The organism is Martinezella lusitana, assembly GCF_014207095.1.
Taxonomy (GTDB): Bacteria; Pseudomonadota; Alphaproteobacteria; order Rhizobiales; family Rhizobiaceae; genus Rhizobium; species Rhizobium lusitanum_B.
Map to the genome: position 1 here is coordinate 122617 of NZ_JACHBG010000002.1, position 20184 is coordinate 142800.

The window sequence follows — 20184 nt, forward strand, 5'->3', positions numbered from 1 at the left end:
GCCCGCGAGCCAGGTTCGTGGCCCGGCACGTGTCATCCTTCAAAAAATCGAATCTATTTTTCGAGATCCCGTCGATTCCGCGGTGGCTCGTTCGTCGTGTGCTATGTTCTAACCAACCAAGGAGACAGAACTCATGCGATTCATGATGCTGATGATTCCCGACGGCTATGCTTCCGCCGCGCCCGATGCCTTGCCCAGCCTGGAGGCGATCGAGGCGATGATGAAATATAATGAAGAACTGAAGAAGGCCGGCGTGCTTCTGGCGCTCGAAGGGCTGCATCCTCCGGCTTCCGGTGCGCGGGTGAGCTTCAAGGGCGGAAAGCCCACGGTCGTCGATGGCCCCTTCGCCGAGGTCAAGGAAGTGCTGGGCGGCTACTGGATCCTCGATGTGCGCTCGCGTGACGAGGCCATCGAATGGGCACGCCGTTGCCCTGCCGGGGAAAATGCCATCATCGAGGTTCGCCGCGTTCAGGAGATGAGCGATTTCCCCGAGGATGTGCAGAAAGCGGCTGCAGGCTTCAGCGAGCTCAAGGGGTGACCACCTCTGGTGCCATCGAAGCTGTCTGGCGGATCGAGCAGCCAAAGCTCACCGCCAGGCTCAACCGCCTGTTGCGGGACATCGGCCTGGCGGAGGAGATCGCGCAGGATGCCTTCGTGCTGGCTCTCGAACGCTGGCCCCGCGATGGCATCCCGCGCAATCCGGCCGCCTGGCTGACACGGGCTGCGAAAAACAAGGCGATCGACCGGCTGCGCCGTACCACGTTGATTGCCGGCAAGAATCGCGAGTTCGCGATCGACTTTGCCGCGCTTGAGCGCGAGACGCCCGATATCGAGTCCTTGCTGGATGAAGATATCGACGACGATCTGCTGCGGCTGATCTTCACCGCCTGTCATCCGGTACTGCCGCCCGAACAACGCGCAGCACTTGCCTTGCGGCTGCTCGGCGGGTTGTCCACGCAGGAAATCGGTCGCGCCTTTCTCTTGCCGGAAACGACCATCGGCCAGCGCATCGTTCGCGCCAAGCGGACGCTGCGCGAGGCTGGCCTTGAGTTCGAGACACCTCGGGGAGACGAGCGGCGAGAGCGCCTCGCAGCGGTGCTGGAGGTGGTCTATCTCATCTTCAACGAGGGATATGTCGCAACGCAAGGACCGCATTGGCTGCGGGCCGATCTATGCGGCGAGGCATTGCGTCTCGGACGATCGCTGGCGGCACTGCTTCCGCAGGAGCCCGAGGTGCTGGGGCTGCTGGCCCTCATGGAGCTGCATGCTTCGCGCTTCGCTGCCCGGACCGATGAAGCGGGCAATCCGATTCTGCTGCTCGATCAAGACCGTAGCCGGTGGAATTGGTCGCTGATCCGCAGCGGCCTCGATCGTTTGAACCGCACCTTGCTCCTCACGACAATGCCCGGTCCTTATCTGCTGCAGGCGATGATTGCCGCATGTCATTCCCGGGCAGTGGTTGCCGCCGAAACCGACTGGATCGCCATCGCTGCCTACTACCAGGCACTGGCTCTGGCCGCCCCGTCGCCGATCGTCGAGATCAATCGCGCCGTCGCCGCAGGCATGGCGTTCGGCGCCGCTCATGGGCTTGTGATCGCCGATGCATTGAAGGACGAGCCGCGGCTGAAGGAGTCCCATTTGCTGCCGACCGTTCGCGGCGATCTTCTGGAGAAACTCGGACGAGGTGCGGAGGCTGGCGTCGAATTCCGTCGCGCCGCCGAGATGACGGGCAATAACAGGGAGCGTGCGCTGCTGCTTGCGCGTGCTGATGCCGTCGTCTCCCGGACGTAGTCTTTAGCTTCGCTCGCGTTCCATCATGTTGCGCGGCGCAATTAGGGTCCAGATGAGGCCGGTGGCACGGAAGTCCACCTCGACATTGCCTCCAAAGGACGCGGCGGCATGGACCTTGGTGACGGTGGTGCCAAAGCCGGCTTCGGTTGGCGGTTTGACCTCGGGGCCGCCGCTTTCGCTCCAGATGAAACGGATCATCGGTCCGTTGTCACCGATTTCATTCGTCCATTCGATATCGATCTTGCCTTCGGGTGCTGAAAGCGCGCCGTATTTGACCGAATTGGTTGCCAGCTCGTGCAGAACCAGGCCGAGGTTCTGGACGGCCTCGGGCTTCAGCAGGAAATCGTTACCTTGGACATCCAGTTGCTGCGGGGCCTGCAGGAACGTCGCGAGATGGATGTCGATCACCCGTCGCAGCGAGACGCCGGACCATTGTTCGCTGGTCAACACTTCTATCGAGCGGGCGAGCCCCTCCAATCGGTCCGCGACTGCTCGCTGGAAGGTATCGACGCTGTCCGTCTGTCGCGCAAGCTGGCGTGTCATCGCCTGGGCGAGCGCCAGAAGATTCTTGGTGCGATGCACGAGTTCATGCATGACGAAGTGCAGGCGATCTTCCGTGACGCTTCGGTCAAAGGAGGCGTTGGAGAGCGCGACCGCCACCTGATTGGCTTCGATAACACTGGTGTCGATCGGAGCGACAATCTCGCCGCGGCCCATGCGATCCGCCATGTCGGCGATACTCTGTATGGTGATACGCACCTGCCTCGCCAGTGCGTAGACGGCGATCAGCGCGATCAGCAGCAGCGTGACGCCGCCATAGATGAGGAAGCGCCAGGTGCTCATCAGAGAAGACTGCGCCGAGGCGACCGGCCCCCAGACCACCGCCTTCCATGACCAACCGGAGATCTGCGCGTAGCCGAGCAGAGAGCGCGGCAGGATCTTCTCGTCCTGATAGACGCCGCTGGATGCGATCAACTTCGACAGGATCTCCTTGGTGAAAACATCGCCCGGTGCGTGGGTGGTCGGGCCGCCGGCCGCGACGACATGGCCGGACTTATCGATGACGGCTGCCGACCAGCCCGGCGGCAGCGCCTCCGTCGTCACGAGCTTGGCAAGGTCGTTGGCATCCTGGGTGATAGCCAGGGCGGCGCCGGCTGGAGAATGCTCGAGCGGCAGAGTGACGTTGTATACCCAGCGCCGTGCCGTTGATGCCATGAAGACGTCGGAGGTCTCGATGCGTCCGGAAGCCAGCGCCGATTGCAGCGCGGCTATGTTGCCCGTTTTGCCGAGCGCCTTGCCGAAAGGCCAGCGCGTATTCAGCCGAATCTGGCCGTCCTTCTCCATGAGCAGAACGAAAAGCGAATCGGTTCGCAGAACGGTCTCCGTCCGTGCGTAAAAGGTGGCGATGTCATTGTGCTCGAGTTCCGGTGAGGACGAAAGCAGCCGCAACGTCGTCGCCATGTCCTGCAATTGGCGGTCTATGACGCGCGCCAGGCCTTGGGCGGCCTGGACCGTATCGCCCTTCAACGCATCGCGCTCATTGTCTTCGAGCTGGACGAGGAGCAGTGCGACAAAAGCCAGGATAGGCAAGGCGATCGCCAAGGCGATGGCAATCAGATAGGCTCCAATCGTCGCTTTTGGGAAGTGTGGCTTCCTCATGGAGCGATTAGCCGATCGCATCCCCATGCCGATGGCCCGCGCTGGCGAAAACGAAAAGAATGGTTTTGGTCATCATGCCAAGCGCCCCCATGCTTAGACCCGAGCTGCATGCTCTTGAATGACCCATGTTAGGGCCCGGTAAATTGCCTTGCAACATCTGAAAAGTCATTACTGCGAAATCATAAGCGATCCCCGATATTTACGACCATAGCGAGGTGTTCTTCCCATCTCGGCAACCGCCTGTCCGGCTCTCATGCGAAGCGAGAAAGACGGAAGGGAGAAAGCTCCGCGATCTTCGTGCCGTCGAGTATTTCTTCTGCGGCAAGCAATCCGACCAGAGGCGCCAGGGTCACTCCGGAATGGAGCGCTGCCAGATAGAGGCCGGCTGCGGCATCCACCCCTCCGAGAATGGGCAGGCCGTCCTTTGGCGTCGGACGATAACCGACCGTGTAGAAATCCAGAGCCAAGTCCTCTCCGCCCCTCAAGGCCGCCTTGAGCTTGCCGAACAGTTCATCGGCTGCTTGTTCCGGATTGCCGGCGGGATCGCTTCCGCCGAAATCGCTGCCGGCAATGATGCGCCCTTCCGCCGTTTGACGCATATGCAATTCGGGCATCAGAACCAGACCGTTCAGGAGCTTTGGCGCGGGACGGGAGTGGACGATCAGGCCCGGCGGGGCTTCGAGCGGCACACCGATATCGGCCGATGCCGCGAGCGCGACTGTTGCTGCGCCAGCGGCGAGGACGACATGATCGGCGTCGAAGATTCCTTGCGTGGTTTCGATGCCGGTGATGCGGCCATTCTCCGTCAACAGGCGTCTGACCTCGATTCCCGATAATAGCCTTGCCCCCTTACTCGTTGCGTCCTTCAGCAGGGTCTCGGCAGCGGCAAGTGGCTCGACGGCGCCTTCCTCGGCGACATGCAATGCATAGTCCGGCGGCTCGGCAAGATTTGGCTCGATCATTGCGCTGCTAGCCCGATTGACCGGTTGCAGGCCATAGCCCCAGCCATGATGCTGGGCTGCGTAGGCATCCAGCTCGACCTCGGGAAGATCCCAGCACAATCCGCCGCACCAGCTGAGCGGCAGCTCGGGCAGCTCCACCGCAAGCCGCTTCCATTCATTCATCGAGCGACGACGGAAATGGAAGTAGAATTCCGGGTTGCCCCAACTTGCATTGATCCAGGCGAAGGAGTTCGGCGTTGCGACACCGCCAGCCTTCTGCGCGATCACCGTGACATCGGCGCCCTTACGCTGAAGATGCCAGGCGATGGAAGCACCGATGATTCCGGCGCCGATGACGGTGACTTTTTGCTGGGAGGACATGTCGCTGTCTCGCTGTGATAGGTCTCATGGAGACTAAGCGCTGGATGGCGCAAAGAAAAGCCGCCGGGCAAGGTTTGCCGGCGGCTAAGCGGGTTTGCGTCGCTATGTTCTAATATCAGGCGGCGCCGCCGACGCGGGCCAGCCCGTCTCGGGCCGGCTGATAATTCGGATCGAGATTGATGGCATGTTGGTAGGAGCGGCGGGCTTTCGCCTTGTCGCCCTTGCGCTCATAGACGAACGCCTGGTTTGCCCAGGATTCGGCGACCTTATTGTTCAGGTCGATGGCATGGTTGAAGTCGGCGAAGGCGTTGTCGTCGTCGTTCTGCGCGAGATAGGAAATGCCGCGGCTGTTATAAGGCTCGGGCGAATTCGGCGACAGCGAGATCGCCTTGGAGAAGTCGTCGATCGCCTTGTCCTGCTGATTGCGCTTCTGGAAGATCACGCCGCGGCCGTTATAGGCGCGGCCATCCGTCGTTCCCAGGCTGATCGCCTTGGAATAATCGTTGAAGGCATCGTTGTCGCGGCCTGCCTGGCGGTAGAGATTGCCGCGGCCGATATAGGCGACGTCGTAACTGCCGTTGATCTGCAGAGCGGCATTGTAGTCTGCCGTTGCTTCCGGCAGCTTGCCCATGTTGCGGTAGATGAGCGCGCGGTTCGCGTATGCCTGATAGAACTTCGGATTGAGCTGGATGGCCTGATTGAAGTCACCGAGAGCACGGTTGAAATCGCCGCCGCGGCCATAGGCCGTACCGCGAACGTTATAGCCTTCCGGATCCTGCGGATTGGCATTGATGACCGAAGTCAGCGAGGCGATATTTTCGGAGGAGCCCTGCGCCTTGTCGATGCGGATCACGCTATCGGTGGAGGCTGTCTGGCAGCCGGAAAGGCAAATTGCAGCAAGAATCGCCAAGGCTGGCAGGGCCGCGATCTTCTTCGAAGCACGGGAGGCGTTGCTCGAAGCGCGGTACTTTTCGAAAGTCGTCATTGCCATTATCGGGTTCGCTTTCCCCATGCGTCATATCAGGCGGTTCTGATTTAATCCGATTTGCGCCGAGAATAAATCAAAAAGGCGGCGGCGAACGACTCGCCCCCGCCCCACATGCATCTGAAAACGTCGAAAAACGGCGATTACTTGGCAACAAGACCTTCGCGCTGAGCGCGCTTGCGAGCAAGCTTGCGAACGCGACGAACAGCTTCAGCCTTCTCGCGAGCACGCTTCTGCGACGGCTTTTCGTAGTAGTCGCGCATCTTCATTTCGCGGAAAATACCTTCGCGCTGCATCTTCTTCTTGAGAGCGCGGAGAGCCTGGTCGACATTGTTATCGCGGACAAGTACCTGCACGAGAATCACGTTCCTTTGGTTTGGTTGATGCCAGCGGCGACGGCAGCGCCAGGAGGCAAAAATATAACGTTCGCGCGGCCGCAGCCTTGCGATTGGTAGGCGGGATAGCAGATCGGTTTGTCAAAGTCTAGCCAGATCGTGAGTTTGCAAAGGAAAAAGCGGTTTGTCGAGTACCGAATTCAGTCAGTTATGCCTGTGGCAGCTTCTCCGAAGCTGCAGAATTAACGATTGATGGACCTCGATTTTTGCGACATTGACATGCTTGTGTGAGTATTTCGGATCACAGTCATTCGTGTGCTGCGGCAATTGCACTGTCTAAGCAATTGCCCGGACCGAGGGGGGATCGCTTTATGGAATCGCTCCGCTTTGCTGTCGTTGGGAGACTGCGCGCGGCATTTATGGTTGTTCTCGTCACCGCGCACACGCCTGCCGCAGGCGGCGAAGTGCGCTTCGGCAAGAATGTGCGAGTCGGCGGCCATGACTTTTCCAACCAGACTTTCGACAGCAAACACCGTGCGAGAATCTACCTTTACAAGGGAAAGCCGCGGAATGAAGGATGTGTCTGGCGCAAGGATGGTCATGGCGGGCGTGTGAAGGTCTGCCATCTGCAGCGCAAATGAAGCTGCTAGTGCTTGATCACGGGAGAGTTCCAGCGCGGGGTAATTTTATCCGTGTCGAAAGCTGGTCCTGAATGCGTCGCAAAAGAGCCGTTGTGTCGGTTTCTGATTTGCGATTTGTATGATCCATAAAGATGGCGTCTTGCCTGAAGGAGTTGAGGGCGAATGCGTAAATACTCTGTTTTTGCCGTGGCACGGGAAGCGATGCGGGCTCACAAGGGCTGGGAGGCTCAATGGACCTCGCCGGAGCCGCGCAAGGAGTATGACGTCATCATCGTCGGCGCCGGCGGTCATGGCTTGGGCGCGGCCTACTATCTCGCCAAGGAGCATGGCATCACCAATGTCGCCGTCATCGAAAAGGGCTGGCTCGGTGGCGGCAATACCGGCCGCAACACGACCATCATCCGCTCGAACTATCTCTATGAAGAGAGCATGCACATTTACGAGCATTCGATGAAGCTCTGGGAAGGGCTCTCTCAGGATCTCAACTACAATGTCATGTATTCCCCGCGTGGCGTGATGATGCTGTCGCACAATGTGCACGACCAGCAGTCCTTCAAGCGGCATATTCACGCCAACCGCCTCTACGGCATCGACAATGAATGGCTGACGCCGGAACAGGCCAAAGCCTATTGCCCGCCGCTCGATATTGCCAAGACGGCCCGCTACCCGATCAACGGCGCTGCCCTGCAGCGTCGCGGCGGTACGGCTCGACACGATGCGGTTGCCTGGGGCTTTGCCCGCGCTGCTTCCGATCGCGGCGTGCACATCATCCAGAATTGCGAAGTCACCGGCATCCGTCGTGGCCCAGATGGCCGCGTGACGGGCGTCGAAACGAGCAAAGGTTTCATCGGCGCCAAGAAGGTCGGCGTCTCCGCAGCCGGCCACACCACCGTCGTCATGCAGATGGCTGGCGTCCGTGTGCCGCTGCAGTCGAGCCCGCTGCAGGCGCTGGTTTCCGAGCCGCTGAAGCCGATCTTCCCCTGCGTCGTCATGTCGAACACGGTGCATGCCTATATCTCGCAGTCCGACAAGGGCGAGCTCGTCATCGGTGCCGGCACGGACCAGTACAACTCCTATAGCCAGACCGGCGGCCTGCAGATCATCACCCATACGCTGGATGCGATCTGCGAGCTCTTCCCGATGTTCCGCCGCGTCAAGATGATGCGCTCCTGGGGCGGCATCGTCGACAACACGCCGGACCGCTCGGCGATCCAGTCGAAGACGCCGGTGCCGGGCCTCTATGTCAACTGCGGCTGGGGCACGGGCGGCTTCAAGGCGACGCCGGGTTCGGCCAATCTGTTTGCGCATCTCATCGCCCGCGACGAGCCGCATCGGTTCAATGCCGGACTTAATCTGGATCGCTTCCGTACCGGCCGTCTGATCGATGAAGCGGCAGCCGCAGCCGTGGCGCACTGATGCCGACGGCGGTCGGGATCGTTCTTGCGGTCGGGTTTTCATTGCCGGCGGGAGCGGTCGTGACCGAAGTCAGCGATCTCTTTCCAGAGGCCGAGGATGTTCGCATGCAGGTGATCCACAAGGCAAAGGACGAGGCGGACTGGCCGTTCACGGCCGAAAGCGGCGTGCTTGCCTGTGTCAAGGTGCTGAAAAAGCCGGCGGTCTATTTCGTGCCGGAGCAGACACCTGAGGCGAAGAGAGCATTTGCGATCGACACAGATCTATTGGGCATGAGCCTGATCAATCTGGGAATGACCGATGTGCTCAAACCCTACGGATCGTTGGAGACGCTGCTGAAGCGCATAACACCATTTGTCACCATGGGACGGCGGCTCTGCGCCCAGCCTCCCGGCACAAGCCTTTCGGGCACCGAGCTTTAACACAGGTAGAAAACGATGCTGCTGATTTACTGCCCCTATTGTGAGGAAGAGCGTTCGGAACTCGAATTCCGCAATGCCGGCGATGCGCATATCGTGCGGCCGGCCAATATTGCCGGGATCTCAGATGAGGAGTTCGAGGAATATTTCTTCCTGCGCGACAATCCGAAGGGCCTGATCTTCGAGCGCTGGCGGCATATCCATGGCTGCGGCCGCTTCTTCAATGCGGCGCGCGACACGGTGAGCGATCAGTTCTACCGTACCTATAAGGCCGGCGAGCCGAAGCCGGATCCCGCGACGCTGAAGCCCGGCGCCTCCGAGCCGGCGGCACAGCATCAGAACGAACAGGAACAGACGGCACAAACAGAGGGATTTGCTGAATGAGCGGCGCCAATCGTATCGCGGGCAAGGGACGTCTGACGCCGGCCAGAACCGCTCGCTTCACTTTTGACGGCAAGAGCTATACCGCGCTCGAAGGCGACACCGTCGCCTCGGCGCTGCTTGCCAACGGCGTTCATCTCGTCGGCCGGTCGTTCAAGTACCACCGTCCGCGCGGCATTCTTTCGGCTGGGGCCGAAGAGCCGAATGCCTTGCTCGATATCTCCCGCGATGCGGCGCGGCGGCAGCCGAATGTGCGCGCCAGCGTGCAGGAAGTCTTCGACGGTATGAAGGCGCAGTCGCAGAACCGTTGGCCGTCGCTCGCCTTCGATATCGGCGGCGTCAACAATTGGATGTCGCCGTTCTTTGCGGCCGGTTTCTACTACAAAACCTTCATGTGGCCGAAGTCTGCCTGGAAGCACATCTATGAGCCCTTCATCCGTCGTGCAGCCGGTCTTGGCGTCGCGCCGACGGAAGAGGATCCGGATCACTATGCCAGCCGCTATGCCCATTGCGACGTGCTCGTCGTCGGTGCCGGCGTCGCCGGTCTTTCCGCAGCGCTCGCCGCTGCCGAAACTGGCGCCAAGGTCATCCTCTGCGACGAGCAGCCGGAGGTCGGCGGCGCGCTGCGCTTCGACACCGGCGTCAAGATCGATGGCGTCGAAGGCTATGACTGGGCCCAGGATGCTGTTGCCAAGCTCGAGGCGATGCCGAATGTCCAGGTGCTGACGCGCACGACCGCCTTCGGCTATTACAATCACAATTTCATCGGCCTTGCCGAACGAGTGACCGACCATCTGGCGAAGCCGGGCCGCAACCTGCCGCGCGAGCGGCTGTGGCAAGTCCGCACCAAGCGCGTCATCCTGGCGACAGGTGCCATCGAACGCCACATGGTGTTCCCGAACAACGACCGGCCGGGAATCATGCTCGCTTCGGCCGCACGCGCCTATCTCAACCACTATGGCGTCGCCGTCGGCGCCAAGATCGGCGTCTATACGGCGCATGATTCGGCCTATGAAGCCGCATTTGATCTGAAGCGTGCTGGCGTTTCCATTGCTGCCATCGTCGACAGCCGCGCGCGGCCGAGCGAGGCAGTGTTGGCTGAGGCAAAGCGGCTCGGCATCGAGGTGATGACCGACTATGCCGTCGTCGATACCGCCGGCAAGCTGCGCGTTTCCTCCATGACGGTTGCGCGCAACGGCAGCTCCGCCAAGCGCAAGATTGCGATCGATGCACTGCTGGTCTCGGCCGGCTGGACGCCATCGGTCCATATGTTCTCGCAGTCGCGCGGCAAGCTGAAGTTCGAGGCGGAAAAGCAGCGCTTCCTGCCAGGCACCTATGTTCAGGATTGCCTCTTGGTCGGCGCCTGTAATGGTACGGATGGGCTCCAGGCGGCGATCGAGGAATCGCTTGCCGCGGGCGAGCTGATGGCGCGCGCCACTGGCGCCGCCAATGGCGGCGTGAAGATCCAGCTCCACGCCGAGCAGGCGTTCGAATGGACCGGCGGCATGATCGGCGCTGCCGAAGGGGCAGGGCCGAACACGAATGCGAAGGCTTTCGTCGATTTCCAGCACGATGTCTGCGCCAAGGACATTCGCCTTGCCGTGCGCGAGGGCATGCATTCCATCGAACATATCAAGCGCTTCACCACCAACGGCATGGCGTCCGATCAGGGCAAGCTTTCCAACATGCACGGGCTGGCGATTGCCGCCGAGATGCTCGGCAAGGATATTCCGCAAGTCGGTCTCACCACCTTCCGCGCGCCCTACACGCCTGTCACCTACGGCACACTCATCAGCCATTCGCGCGGTTCGCTCTTCGACCCCGCCCGCAAGACGCCGATGCATGCCTGGGAAGAGGCGCATGGCGCGATCTTTGAAGATGTCGGCAACTGGAAGCGCGCCTGGTTCTATCCGCGCGCCGGCGAGACCATGCATCAGGCCGTCGACCGCGAATGCCGCACGGCGCGCGAAGTGGCCGGCGTGTTCGATGCCTCGACCCTCGGCAAGATCGAAGTGGTCGGGCCGGATGCGGCCGAATTCTTGAACCTGATCTACACCAATGCCTGGGATACGCTGAAGCCCGGCCGCTGCCGCTACGGCATCATGACGCGCGAAGACGGCTTCGTTTATGACGACGGTGTCGTCGGACGCCTGGCCGATGATCGCTTCCACGTGACCACCACAACCGGCGGCGCGCCGCGCGTGCTGCATCATATGGAAGACTATCTGCAGACCGAATTCCCGCACCTGAAGGTATGGCTGACCTCAACCACCGAGCAGTGGGCCGTCATCGCCGTGCAGGGACCGAAGGCGCGCGAGATCATCGAGCCGCTGGTTGAGGGGCAGGATCTGTCCAACGAGGCCTTCCCGCATATGAGCGTGGCCGAGTGCAAGGTCTGCGGCGTGCCGGCCCGGCTGTTCCGCGTATCCTTCACCGGGGAAGTCGGTTACGAAATCAACGTGCCGGCCGATTACGGTCAGTCGGTTCTGGAAGCCGTCTGGGCTCGCGCCGAGCCGCTGGGCGCTTGCGCCTATGGCACCGAGACCATGCACGTCCTGCGCGCCGAGAAGGGCTATATCATCGTCGGCCAGGATACGGACGGTACGGTTACGCCTGACGATGCCGGCCTTGCCTGGGCCGTTTCCAAGAAGAAGACCGATTTCGTCGGTATTCGCGGCCTGAAGCGGCCGGATCTCGTCAAGGAAGGGCGCAAGCAGCTCGTCGGTCTCATCACCCGTGATCCGAAGGTGGTATTGGAGGAAGGTGCGCAGATCGTCGCCGATCCCAACGAGCCGAAGCCGATGACCATGCTCGGCCATGTCACCTCGGCCTACTGGTCGGAAAATCTCGGCCGCTCCATCGCCTTTGCGCTGGTTGCGGGCGGTCGCGAGCGCATGGGCAAGACGCTCTACGTGCCGATGCCCGATAAGACGATTGCCGTCGAGGTGACGGATCTGGTGTTCTTTGACAAGGAAGGAGGCCGGATCAATGGCTGATCTTGCTACCCGCAAATTGCCGCTTTCCGGCCGCCACGGCGGCTCGGCCACCGTTCGGCTGACGCCAGCGGCCTCTGCAAGCCGCATTTCGCTGCGCGCACCGGCCGATTCAGTTGGCGGTCTTTCGCATGCGCTCGGCCTGCAAGTGCCGACCCGGCCGAAGACCTCGGCCAGCGACAACGGTCGTCATGCTCTGTGGATCGGTCCCGATGAATGGCTTGTCATCGATGAGAATGGCGCCGATCTGGTCGGCGCGGCAGCATCGTCCGGTGTGTTACACTCGGCGACCGATGTTTCTCACCGCAACACTGCCGTCATCGTCTCCGGCCCCGGTGCGGAAGCGACGCTTGCCGGCGGTTGCCCGCAGGATGTTTCGCTAGGCGCATTTCCTGTCGGCGCCTGCTCGCGTACGCTGCTCGGCAAGGCAGAAGTGGTGATCTTGCGGCTCGATGACCAGACATTCCGCGTCGAAGTCTGGCGCTCCTTTTCCGATTATGCCTTTGGCCTTCTGAGCGAAGCTGCAGAGGATGCGGGACTGTAGGGTCTGCAAGACTTCACAAGCGAAGCCGGGATAAAGTCTGTCAGATATATGGTGCCGATAGTTGATGGCAATCGATCTTGCGCGCTGTCAACTTCGACCGCATATTGATATCGACGACGGCTGCTTCCCACAACGCTCGCCTTCGATCGGTATGTGCTCAAGTAGGGCAAGGGTCATGTCCATGAACTCGGACAAGCAAAGCCTTGAAGTTGATTCCAGGACATGGACCGGAATAGGCTTGCAATCGGAAAATTTGCAACCTTCGGTGGCAAACAGGTATCTTGGCATAGATAATATATGCCTCTTGGCTCTATGGTGGAGTTTGGTGCAGGTTGTTTTTCACCTAATAGAACAGCTTGCATCTGGGAAATTTTCTCCGACTTTTGCCTATCTGAAGTCGGATATCGGTTTCTACATATTTTATATTTCGCTCGGAGCGATCGCGTTTCTGATTCTCTTTTTGAGGAAAATGCCTCGCGATTCAAAAAATACCTAAATCTCTTCGGGCCGATCCTTCGGGTCAAACTGCGATATGGTCGTCCATGTCGCAGTCAATGCCGCCTTGCGCTCGTTCTCGATTTCGACTGTGACATCATAGGTCAGCATCAGCATGTTGGCGCCGCGCAGCCGCGTTTCGGCAAGCTGGAAGCGGCCGCGCACCCGCGCGCCGCATTTGACCGGCGACATGAAGCGGATCTTTTCGAAGCCGTAGTTGATGCCCAAGGTCTGTTCGCGAATCTTCGGCAGGCCGCTATAGTTCATTGCCGAAAGCAAAGAGAGCGTCAGAAAGCCATGGGCGATGGTGCCGCCATAGGGCGTTTCCGCCTTGGCGCGCTCAGGATCGACATGAATGAACTGGTGATCGAGCGTGGCATCGGCGAAGGTGTCGATCATCGTCTGGTCCACAATGATCCAATTGGAAACGCCGATTTCCGTTCCCGCAAGTTTCATGATCTCTGCAAGCGATATGTCGCCGGGCATTCCATCCTCGTCAGTTCAAGAGCATGATGCCGAAAAGTGTGCGCGGTTTTCGGACGACATCATGCTCTACCTCTTTGATTCTAGAGCCGGATGATTTTAAGTCGAGTCGACCTAAAATCATCCGGCTCTAGTGTCCGCTGACCCTTTCTGGCGAATCGGAAGGGAAAGTGCAACGAAGATCAGGATTCGGCGAAGAAACGGACGGAACGGGCAGGAATGGCGATGTGCTCTCCGGTTGGCGTTTCACCCGGCACCGTCAGCCGCGACCAGCCGCCTCTTTCCGAGGTCGGCAGCGTGACGCTGAGTTCTTCCGTCGAGCGGTTGAACAGCATGGCAAGGCGCGTCGATCGGCCATTGGAGCGATCCTCCGTCCTGACGGCCATGCCAAGCACGCCGGCATTCGGTGCTTCCCAATCCAGTACCGACATCGGCTTGCCAGCCGCCGAGAACCACAGCACGTCGCCATCGCCCTTGAAGAAGTCCATATCTGCAAAGGCGGAGAAGCGGCGGCGCAGGCCGGAGAGCCAGGCGGTGTGACCGATCAGTTCCTCGTCGAGCGTCGCCCAGTCCATCCAGGTGATGGCGTTGTCCTGGCAATAGGCATTGTTGTTGCCCTGCTGGCTGCGTCCACCCTCATCGCCTGCAGTGAGCATGATCGTACCGCGTGTGGCAAACAGGGTGGAAAGCATGGCTTCGATATCGGCGCGCCGCTTGTTCAGGATGGACTGATCGTCCGTCTTGCCCTCGATACCATTGTTCCAGGAGTAATTCTCGTTGTGGCCGTCGCGATTGTTCTCGCCATTGGCCTCATTATGCTTTTCCTCGTAGGAAACGAGATCCATCAGCGTGAAGCCGTCATGGGCGGCGAGGAAGTTGACGCTGCGCGTCTGTGCGCGGCCGTCGCGGCCGAAGATGGAGGAGGATCCGGCAAGAATCGTCGCGAGATCGCCGATCCGGCAGTCGCCGCGCCAGAAGCGGCGCAGGTCGTCGCGGGCACGATCGTTCCATTCGAGGAAGGGCGCGGGGAAATTTCCGAGCTGATAGCCGCCAGGACCGATATCCCACGGCTCGGCTATCAGGATGCGATCGCGAAGTACCTCGTCCGCCAGCATGGTGCGCAGCATCATGCCGTCGGGATCAAACCCGTTGCCGCCGCGACCGATCACCGTGGCAAGATCGAAACGAAAGCCGTCGATACCGGCATGCTGGACGAAATGGCGCAGGCTGTCGATGACCAGCCTGCGTGTCGCCGGCTGGTCGCAAGCAACGGTGTTGCCGGTGCCGGTATCGTTGACCAACGTGCCGGGCTGATTTGGCAGGCTACGGAAGTAGTTGGGGTTGTCGAGACCGCGCAGCGAGAGCGTCGGGCCGTGGCGATCGCTTTCGCCGGTATGATTGAAGACGAGATCGAGGATGACGCCGATGCCTTCAGCGTGGAGTGCGGCGACGGTCTCGCGCAATTCCTTTACGCCGCCGGGAACAAGACGCGGATCGAGCGCCATGAAGCCAACCGGATTGTAGCCCCAGCCATTGGTGAGGCCGAGCGGCGGCAGGTGCCGTTCGTCGATCCAGGCGGTGATCGGCATCAACTCGACCGCATCTATGCGGAGGCGCTTGAGATGGGCAATCACCGAAGGGTGGGCGAGGGCGGCGATGGTGCCGCGCTGCTTTGCCGGCACATCGGGGTGCAGCATGGTGAAGGGCTTGACGGCGATCTCATAGATCAGGCCGCCCGGTTGGAACAGCGGCTTGGCCGGGGCAACGGCTACATCACGCGTGACGATCGCCTTCGGCATCAGGTCTTGGGTGTCTTCGCCGACAATACCGAGGCGCGGATCATATTGAAACGGCCGGTCCAATTCCTTGGCATAGGGGTCGATCAGCAGTTTCGAAGGGTCGAACCACAGACCTTGATCGGGATCGTATGCGCCATGGGCGCGCAAGCCATAGCGCATGCCGTGCTTCGCGCCCTTGACGAAAAGGCGATGCTCGTCCCCATCCCGTGTGAATGGCAGACGCAGAACCTCCTTCTTGCCCTCGGCATCGAACACGCAAAGCTCGATGCGTTCGGCACGCTTGGAGGTAACGCCAAACTCGACGCCCGCGTCGGTGAGGGTAGCGCCAAGGGAACGGATTGTCTGATCTGACATGTCTCGTGGGCTTTCCGCGTCGCTGGGACTCAATTCTCTCCCCGTTTGCGGGGAGAGAGGCGGCTGAAGGGCCGGACGCCCGGCAAGTCGTGCAGTCACGTCGATTTCCGCGAAAGCACTCATCCGGTCGTCGTCCAATCTCGTGGCGGCTTCCGGCCGCCTTCTCCCCGCGCAAGCGAGGAGAAGGGCTTAGGCTGACATCATTATCAGGTGATGACTGTCGGCGCGTCGCGGCCGGTGTGGCCCTTGATATCTGCGATCGCCTGAGCTGCGGCAATGAGGTCTGCCAGCGCTTCCTGCGTCTCGATGTTGTGACGGGTCGGATCGGGTTCGTAGCGCTCGATATAGACGCGTAGCGTTGCGCCCGTCGTGCCGGTGCCGGAGAGACGGAAGACAACGCGGGAGCCGCCTTCGAACAGGATGCGAATGCCCTGATGCTGGCTGACGGACTTGTCGACCGGATCGTGATAGGCGAAATCGTCGGCGGCGGAAACCGTGAGATCGCCATACTTCGTGCCGGCCAGGGTCGGCAGCTTTTCGCGCAGAGCAGTGATCAGGCCGTTCGCGGCATTGGTGTCGACGCCCTCGTAATCGTGGCGGGAATAATAGTTGCGGCCGTAGGTGGCCCAATGCTGCGTCACGATATCGATGACGCTTTCACCGCGCACGGCCAGAATGTTCAGCCAGAGAAGGACGGCCCATACCCCATCCTTCTCGCGGACGTGATTTGAGCCGGTGCCGGAACTTTCCTCGCCACAGATCGTCGCCATGCCGGCGTCGAGCAGGTTGCCGAAGAACTTCCAGCCGGTGGGCGTCTCGTAAATGCCGACGCCGCGCTTTTCGGCAACGCGGTCGGCAGCACCGCTTGTTGGCATGGAGCGGGCAATGCCGGCAATGCCGTGTGAATAGCCGGGCGCGAGATTGGCGTTGGCAGCCAGGATCGCCAGGCTGTCGGACGGCGTGACGTAGATGCCCTTGCCGATGATGAGGTTACGGTCGCCGTCGCCATCCGATGCCGCGCCGAAATCGGGCGCGTCGTCGCTCATCATCTCATCGTAGAGTTCCTTGCAATGGACAAGGTTCGGATCGGGATGATGACCGCCGAAATCGGGCAGCGGCAGGAAGTTGCGCACGGAGCCGTCCGGTGCGCCGAGGCGGATCTCGAAGATTTCCTTGGCATAGGGGCCGGTGACCGCGCTCATCGCATCGAAACAGATGCGGAAGCCGAGGCTGATGAGATTGCGGATCGCGCCGAAATCGAAAAGCTCCTCCATGAGGGCAGCGTAATCTTCGACCGGATCAATGACCGAAACGATCATGCCGCCGACATCTTCGCGAGCGATGCGATCGAGGTTGATATCCGGAAAGTCAGCGATCTTGTAGCTGTCGATAACCTTGGTGCGCTCAAAAATAGCGTCGGTGATCTTTTCAGGCGCGGGGCCGCCATTGCCGATATTGTACTTGATGCCGAAATCTTCCGTCGGGCCGCCGGGATTGTGGCTGGCAGACAGGATGATGCCACCGAAGGCCTTGTATTTGCGGATGATATTCGAGGCTGCGGGCGTCGAGAGGATGCCGCCCTTGCCGACCATCACCTTGCCGAAGCCATTTGCGGCGGCCATCTTGATGGCCTTCTGGATGACTTCGCGATTGTAGTAGCGACCGTCGCCGCCGATGACCAGGGTCTTGCCCTGATAGCCCTCGAGCGAATCGAAAATCGACTGGATGAAGTTCTCCGCGTAATTCGGCTGCTGGAATTCGGGAACCTTCTTTCGCAGGCCGGAGGTGCCGGGTTTCTGATCCGTGTAGGGTGTGGTGGAAACGGTTTTAATCATCGGGTTAAGCGCCTCTCGAGACTAGACTGGAGTAGAGAGCGGCATAGCGTTCTGCGCTCCTGCCCCAGGATACGTCGGATTTCATGCCCTGCTTTTGCATCTGCGTCCAGACCTTTCGATCCTGAAAAAGGTGCATGGCACGGCGCATGGCTTGCAGCAATCCTTCGGCGGTGACGGGCGAAAACTGAATGCCGGTCGCGACTTTCGCCTGCAGAGCGGCATGGTTGGCGTCGATAACGGTGTCGTTAAGGCCGCCCGTCCGGGCGACGATCGGCAGACATCCGTAGCGTAAGCCATAAAGCTGCGTGAGGCCACAGGGTTCGAAGCGCGAGGGGATGATAATCGCGTCGCAACCGGCCTGAAGCAGATGCGACATGGGTTCGTTATAGCCGGCGGAAACGCCGACGCGTCCGCGATAACGGCCGGCCGCGGCAAATAGCGCGCCTTCCAGCGCCGCATCGCCGGCGCCCAGGATCGCAAGCTTGCCGCCCATGTGGACGATCTCGCCGGCAATGCTTGCAAGAAGGTCCATGCCCTTCTGCCAGGTCAGGCGGCTGACGACGCAGAAAACCGGGCCATCGTCGTCATCGAGGCCGAAATGTTCGACCACGCGCCTGCGGTTCGCGGCGCGATCTTTCAGCGTCGTTGCTCTGTAGGTCTGTTCGATCATGGCGTCGGTTGCCGGGTTCCAGACGTCATCGTCGATGCCGTTGACGATGCCGTGCAGGCTGTTCGCCCTGCTGGCAATGACGCCTTCGAGGCCCATGCCGAATTGCGGCGTCAGAATTTCTTCCGCATAGGACGGGCTGACGGTGGTGAGAGCATGGGCGGTCTGCAGGCCGCCCTTCAGAAAGCCGACGTCACCATAATATTCGACGCCTTCCACGGAAAAGGCGTGAGCCGGCAGGCGTAGGCCGGGGAAGATGTCGGAGCCGAACTGGCCCTGAAACGCGATGTTGTGGATGGTGAGTACGCTCGGCTGCTCGGGCGTCGGATAATATCGCATGTAGACCGGCACCAAGGCCGACTGCCAATCATGCGCGTGCACCAGATCCGGCCGCCAACCCGGCAGAAGACCTGCTGCTATTTCCGCAGCCGCCAGCGACAGAGCGGCGAAACGCCGCCAATTGTCGGGGTAATCCTTGCCGGTGGCATCGACATAGGGCCCGCCGGTGCGGTTGTAGTAGGCCGGCGCATCCAGAACCAGCAAGGAAATGCCGGCATGCTCGACCTCCAGCACGGTCGCCTTTTCGCCGAGCAGGTCGGCGAACTCGAGGCGGGCGACCGGGTTGCGAATGACCTTCATGACTGCGGGATAGCCCGGGATCAAGGTCTTCGTGTCGATGCCAAAAGGCTTTAGTGCGATTGGCAGGGCGCCGGCCACATCGGCCAGGCCCCCTGTCTTGATCAAGGGGAAGACTTCGGACGATACCGAGAGAACCTTCATAAGTTACAAATCCAGCTTGTCGATCATCGTTTGGGTGATCAGGCAGATGCCGCTTTCCGTGCGACGCCAGCGCTTGGCATCCAGCTCTGGGTCCTCCCCGACGATCAAGCCTTCCGGAATGGTGACGCCGTGGTCGATAACGACATTCTTAAGCTGCGCGCGGCGGCCGACCTTCACGCTCGGCAGCACGACGGCTCCCTCCAGCTTGGAGTAGGAGTTAGCGCGCACGCCGGTGAAAAGAAGGCTGTTATAGAGGCTGGCGCCGGAAATGATGCAGTCGCCTGCAACCACCGAGGAAACGGCCGAACCGCGACGATCCTCGTCGTCATGGACGAACTTCGCAGGCGGGCTGATTTCCGCATAGGTCCAGATCGGCCAGGATTTGTCGTAGATGTCGAGTTCGGGCACCACGGCCGTCAGGTCGATATTGGCCTGCCAGTAGGCATCGATCGTGCCGACGTCGCGCCAGTAGGCTTCGCGCTCGAAATCCGAACGAACGCAGGATTGCGTGAAGCGATGGGCGACCGCTTTGCCGTTCTTGACGATATAAGGGATGATGTCCTTGCCGAAGTCACGGCTGGAGTTGGGATCGGCGGCATCGCGCTTCAGGCATTCGATCAGGAACTTCGTGTGGAAGACGTAGATGCCCATCGAGGCCAGCGCGAAATCCGGATTGCCGGGGATGCCGGGCGGATCAGCGGGCTTCTCGACGAAATCGATGATCTCGTCCTTCTCGTTGACATGCATGACGCCAAAGCCGACCGCTTCCATGCGGGGCACTTCAAGGCAACCGATGGTGACCTGGGCGCCAGAATCGACGTGCTGCTGCAGCATCCATTCGTAGTCCATCTTGTAGATATGGTCGCCGGCGAGGATGACCATGTATTCCGGGCCGTAGGGCTCGATAATGTCGATGTTCTGGTAAACGGCGTCGGCGGTACCTTCATACCATTGCGTTTCCGACACGCGCTGCGAGGCCGGCAGGATGTCGAAGCTCTCGTTTCGCTCCGGGCGGAAGAAGTTCCAGCCGCGCTGCATGTGGCGGATCAGCGAGTGCGCCTTGTATTGGGTGGCAACGCCGATGCGGCGGATACCGGAGTTGAGCGCATTGGAGAGAGCGAAATCGATGATGCGGGTCTTGCCGCCGAAGTAGACGGCCGGCTTGGCGCGACGATCGGTCAATTCCTTCAATCGACTGCCTCGGCCCCCGGCAAGAACGTAGGCCATGGCGTCGCGTGCCAGCGGCTGGAAACGTTTTTCTACCATTTTATTCCTCCCTGTCCGTAGT

Annotated in this window: 17 protein-coding genes; 8 read left to right on the plus strand and 9 right to left on the minus strand. The window is 60.6% G+C overall.

From position 1 onward, the window contains the following. Positions 1–133 precede the first annotated feature (133 nt). Together GGD46_RS05180 and GGD46_RS05185 are read left to right on the plus strand one after the other, a co-directional pair. Entirely contained in the window at positions 134–538 is a 405-nt protein-coding gene (locus GGD46_RS05180) for a YciI family protein (protein ID WP_184702475.1), read from the plus strand. Then, positions 535–1791 carry an RNA polymerase sigma factor gene (locus GGD46_RS05185; protein WP_184702477.1) on the plus strand — a complete coding sequence of 419 codons (1257 nt, stop codon included), beginning with the start codon at positions 535–537 and terminating at the stop codon, positions 1789–1791. Before GGD46_RS05180 ends, GGD46_RS05185 begins: the two co-directional genes overlap by 4 nt. Before the next feature lie 3 nt (positions 1792–1794). Here GGD46_RS05185 and GGD46_RS05190 read toward each other — a convergent pair whose 3' ends face one another. The 4 genes from GGD46_RS05190 to rpsU all read right to left on the minus strand — a co-directional run bounded on the left by GGD46_RS05190 (position 1795) and on the right by rpsU (position 6113). Next, complete coding sequence (locus tag GGD46_RS05190) at positions 1795–3450, minus strand: sensor histidine kinase (RefSeq protein ID WP_246806214.1); 1656 nt, start codon at positions 3448–3450, stop codon at positions 1795–1797. 251 nt (positions 3451–3701) lie between these two features. After that, positions 3702–4772, minus strand: a complete 1071-nt coding sequence (locus tag GGD46_RS05195) for an NAD(P)/FAD-dependent oxidoreductase (RefSeq protein WP_184702481.1) — start codon at positions 4770–4772, stop codon at positions 3702–3704. Positions 4773–4887: 115 nt separating this feature from the next. Next, positions 4888–5763 carry a tetratricopeptide repeat protein gene (locus GGD46_RS05200; protein WP_184702483.1) on the minus strand — a complete coding sequence of 292 codons (876 nt, stop codon included), beginning with the start codon at positions 5761–5763 and terminating at the stop codon, positions 4888–4890. Between the two features lie 137 nt (positions 5764–5900). Continuing rightward, on the minus strand, positions 5901–6113 hold the full coding sequence (gene rpsU, locus GGD46_RS05205; protein WP_004117638.1) for a 30S ribosomal protein S21: 213 nt from the start codon (positions 6111–6113) through the stop codon (positions 5901–5903). Between the two features lie 350 nt (positions 6114–6463). Between rpsU and GGD46_RS05210 the strand changes: the two genes are divergently transcribed. The 6 genes from GGD46_RS05210 (at position 6464) to GGD46_RS05235 (ending at position 12483) form a co-directional block, all read left to right on the plus strand. After that, the gene (locus GGD46_RS05210) at positions 6464–6733 is read left to right on the plus strand and encodes a hypothetical protein (protein WP_184702485.1); all 270 of its coding nucleotides are present in this window, start codon (positions 6464–6466) and stop codon (positions 6731–6733) included. A 162-nt stretch (positions 6734–6895) separates the two neighbouring features. After that, entirely contained in the window at positions 6896–8149 is a 1254-nt protein-coding gene (locus tag GGD46_RS05215) for a sarcosine oxidase subunit beta family protein (protein WP_184702487.1), read from the plus strand. After that, entirely contained in the window at positions 8149–8568 is a 420-nt protein-coding gene (locus tag GGD46_RS05220) for a hypothetical protein (RefSeq protein ID WP_184702489.1), read from the plus strand. The genes GGD46_RS05215 and GGD46_RS05220 overlap by 1 nt, the downstream gene beginning before the upstream one ends. 15 nt (positions 8569–8583) lie before the next feature. Beyond that, positions 8584–8949, plus strand: coding sequence for a sarcosine oxidase subunit delta (locus GGD46_RS05225; RefSeq protein WP_092712491.1), 366 nt, complete (start codon positions 8584–8586; stop codon positions 8947–8949). Then, positions 8946–11942 carry a sarcosine oxidase subunit alpha gene (locus GGD46_RS05230; RefSeq protein ID WP_184702492.1) on the plus strand — a complete coding sequence of 999 codons (2997 nt, stop codon included), beginning with the start codon at positions 8946–8948 and terminating at the stop codon, positions 11940–11942. Before GGD46_RS05225 ends, GGD46_RS05230 begins: the two co-directional genes overlap by 4 nt. Next, a complete protein-coding gene (locus GGD46_RS05235; RefSeq protein ID WP_184702494.1) occupies positions 11935–12483 on the plus strand; it encodes a sarcosine oxidase subunit gamma in 549 nt (182 codons plus the stop codon). The genes GGD46_RS05230 and GGD46_RS05235 overlap by 8 nt, the downstream gene beginning before the upstream one ends. Positions 12484–12975: 492 nt before the next feature. Here GGD46_RS05235 and GGD46_RS05240 read toward each other — a convergent pair whose 3' ends face one another. The 5 genes from GGD46_RS05240 to glgC all read right to left on the minus strand — a co-directional run bounded on the left by GGD46_RS05240 (position 12976) and on the right by glgC (position 20162). Continuing rightward, a complete protein-coding gene (locus GGD46_RS05240) occupies positions 12976–13464 on the minus strand; it encodes a MaoC family dehydratase (RefSeq protein ID WP_184702496.1) in 489 nt (162 codons plus the stop codon). Positions 13465–13643: 179 nt separating this feature from the next. After that, entirely contained in the window at positions 13644–15614 is a 1971-nt protein-coding gene (gene glgX, locus GGD46_RS05245) for a glycogen debranching protein GlgX (RefSeq protein WP_184702498.1), read from the minus strand. 206 nt (positions 15615–15820) lie between these two features. Continuing rightward, positions 15821–17449, minus strand: coding sequence for an alpha-D-glucose phosphate-specific phosphoglucomutase (locus tag GGD46_RS05250; RefSeq protein WP_184702500.1), 1629 nt, complete (start codon positions 17447–17449; stop codon positions 15821–15823). A gap of 4 nt (positions 17450–17453) precedes the next feature. Further along, positions 17454–18896, minus strand: coding sequence for a glycogen synthase GlgA (gene glgA / locus GGD46_RS05255; RefSeq protein ID WP_184702502.1), 1443 nt, complete (start codon positions 18894–18896; stop codon positions 17454–17456). 3 nt (positions 18897–18899) lie between these two features. Continuing rightward, positions 18900–20162, minus strand: coding sequence for a glucose-1-phosphate adenylyltransferase (gene glgC / locus GGD46_RS05260; protein WP_092850114.1), 1263 nt, complete (start codon positions 20160–20162; stop codon positions 18900–18902). Positions 20163–20184: the final 22 nt, after the last annotated feature.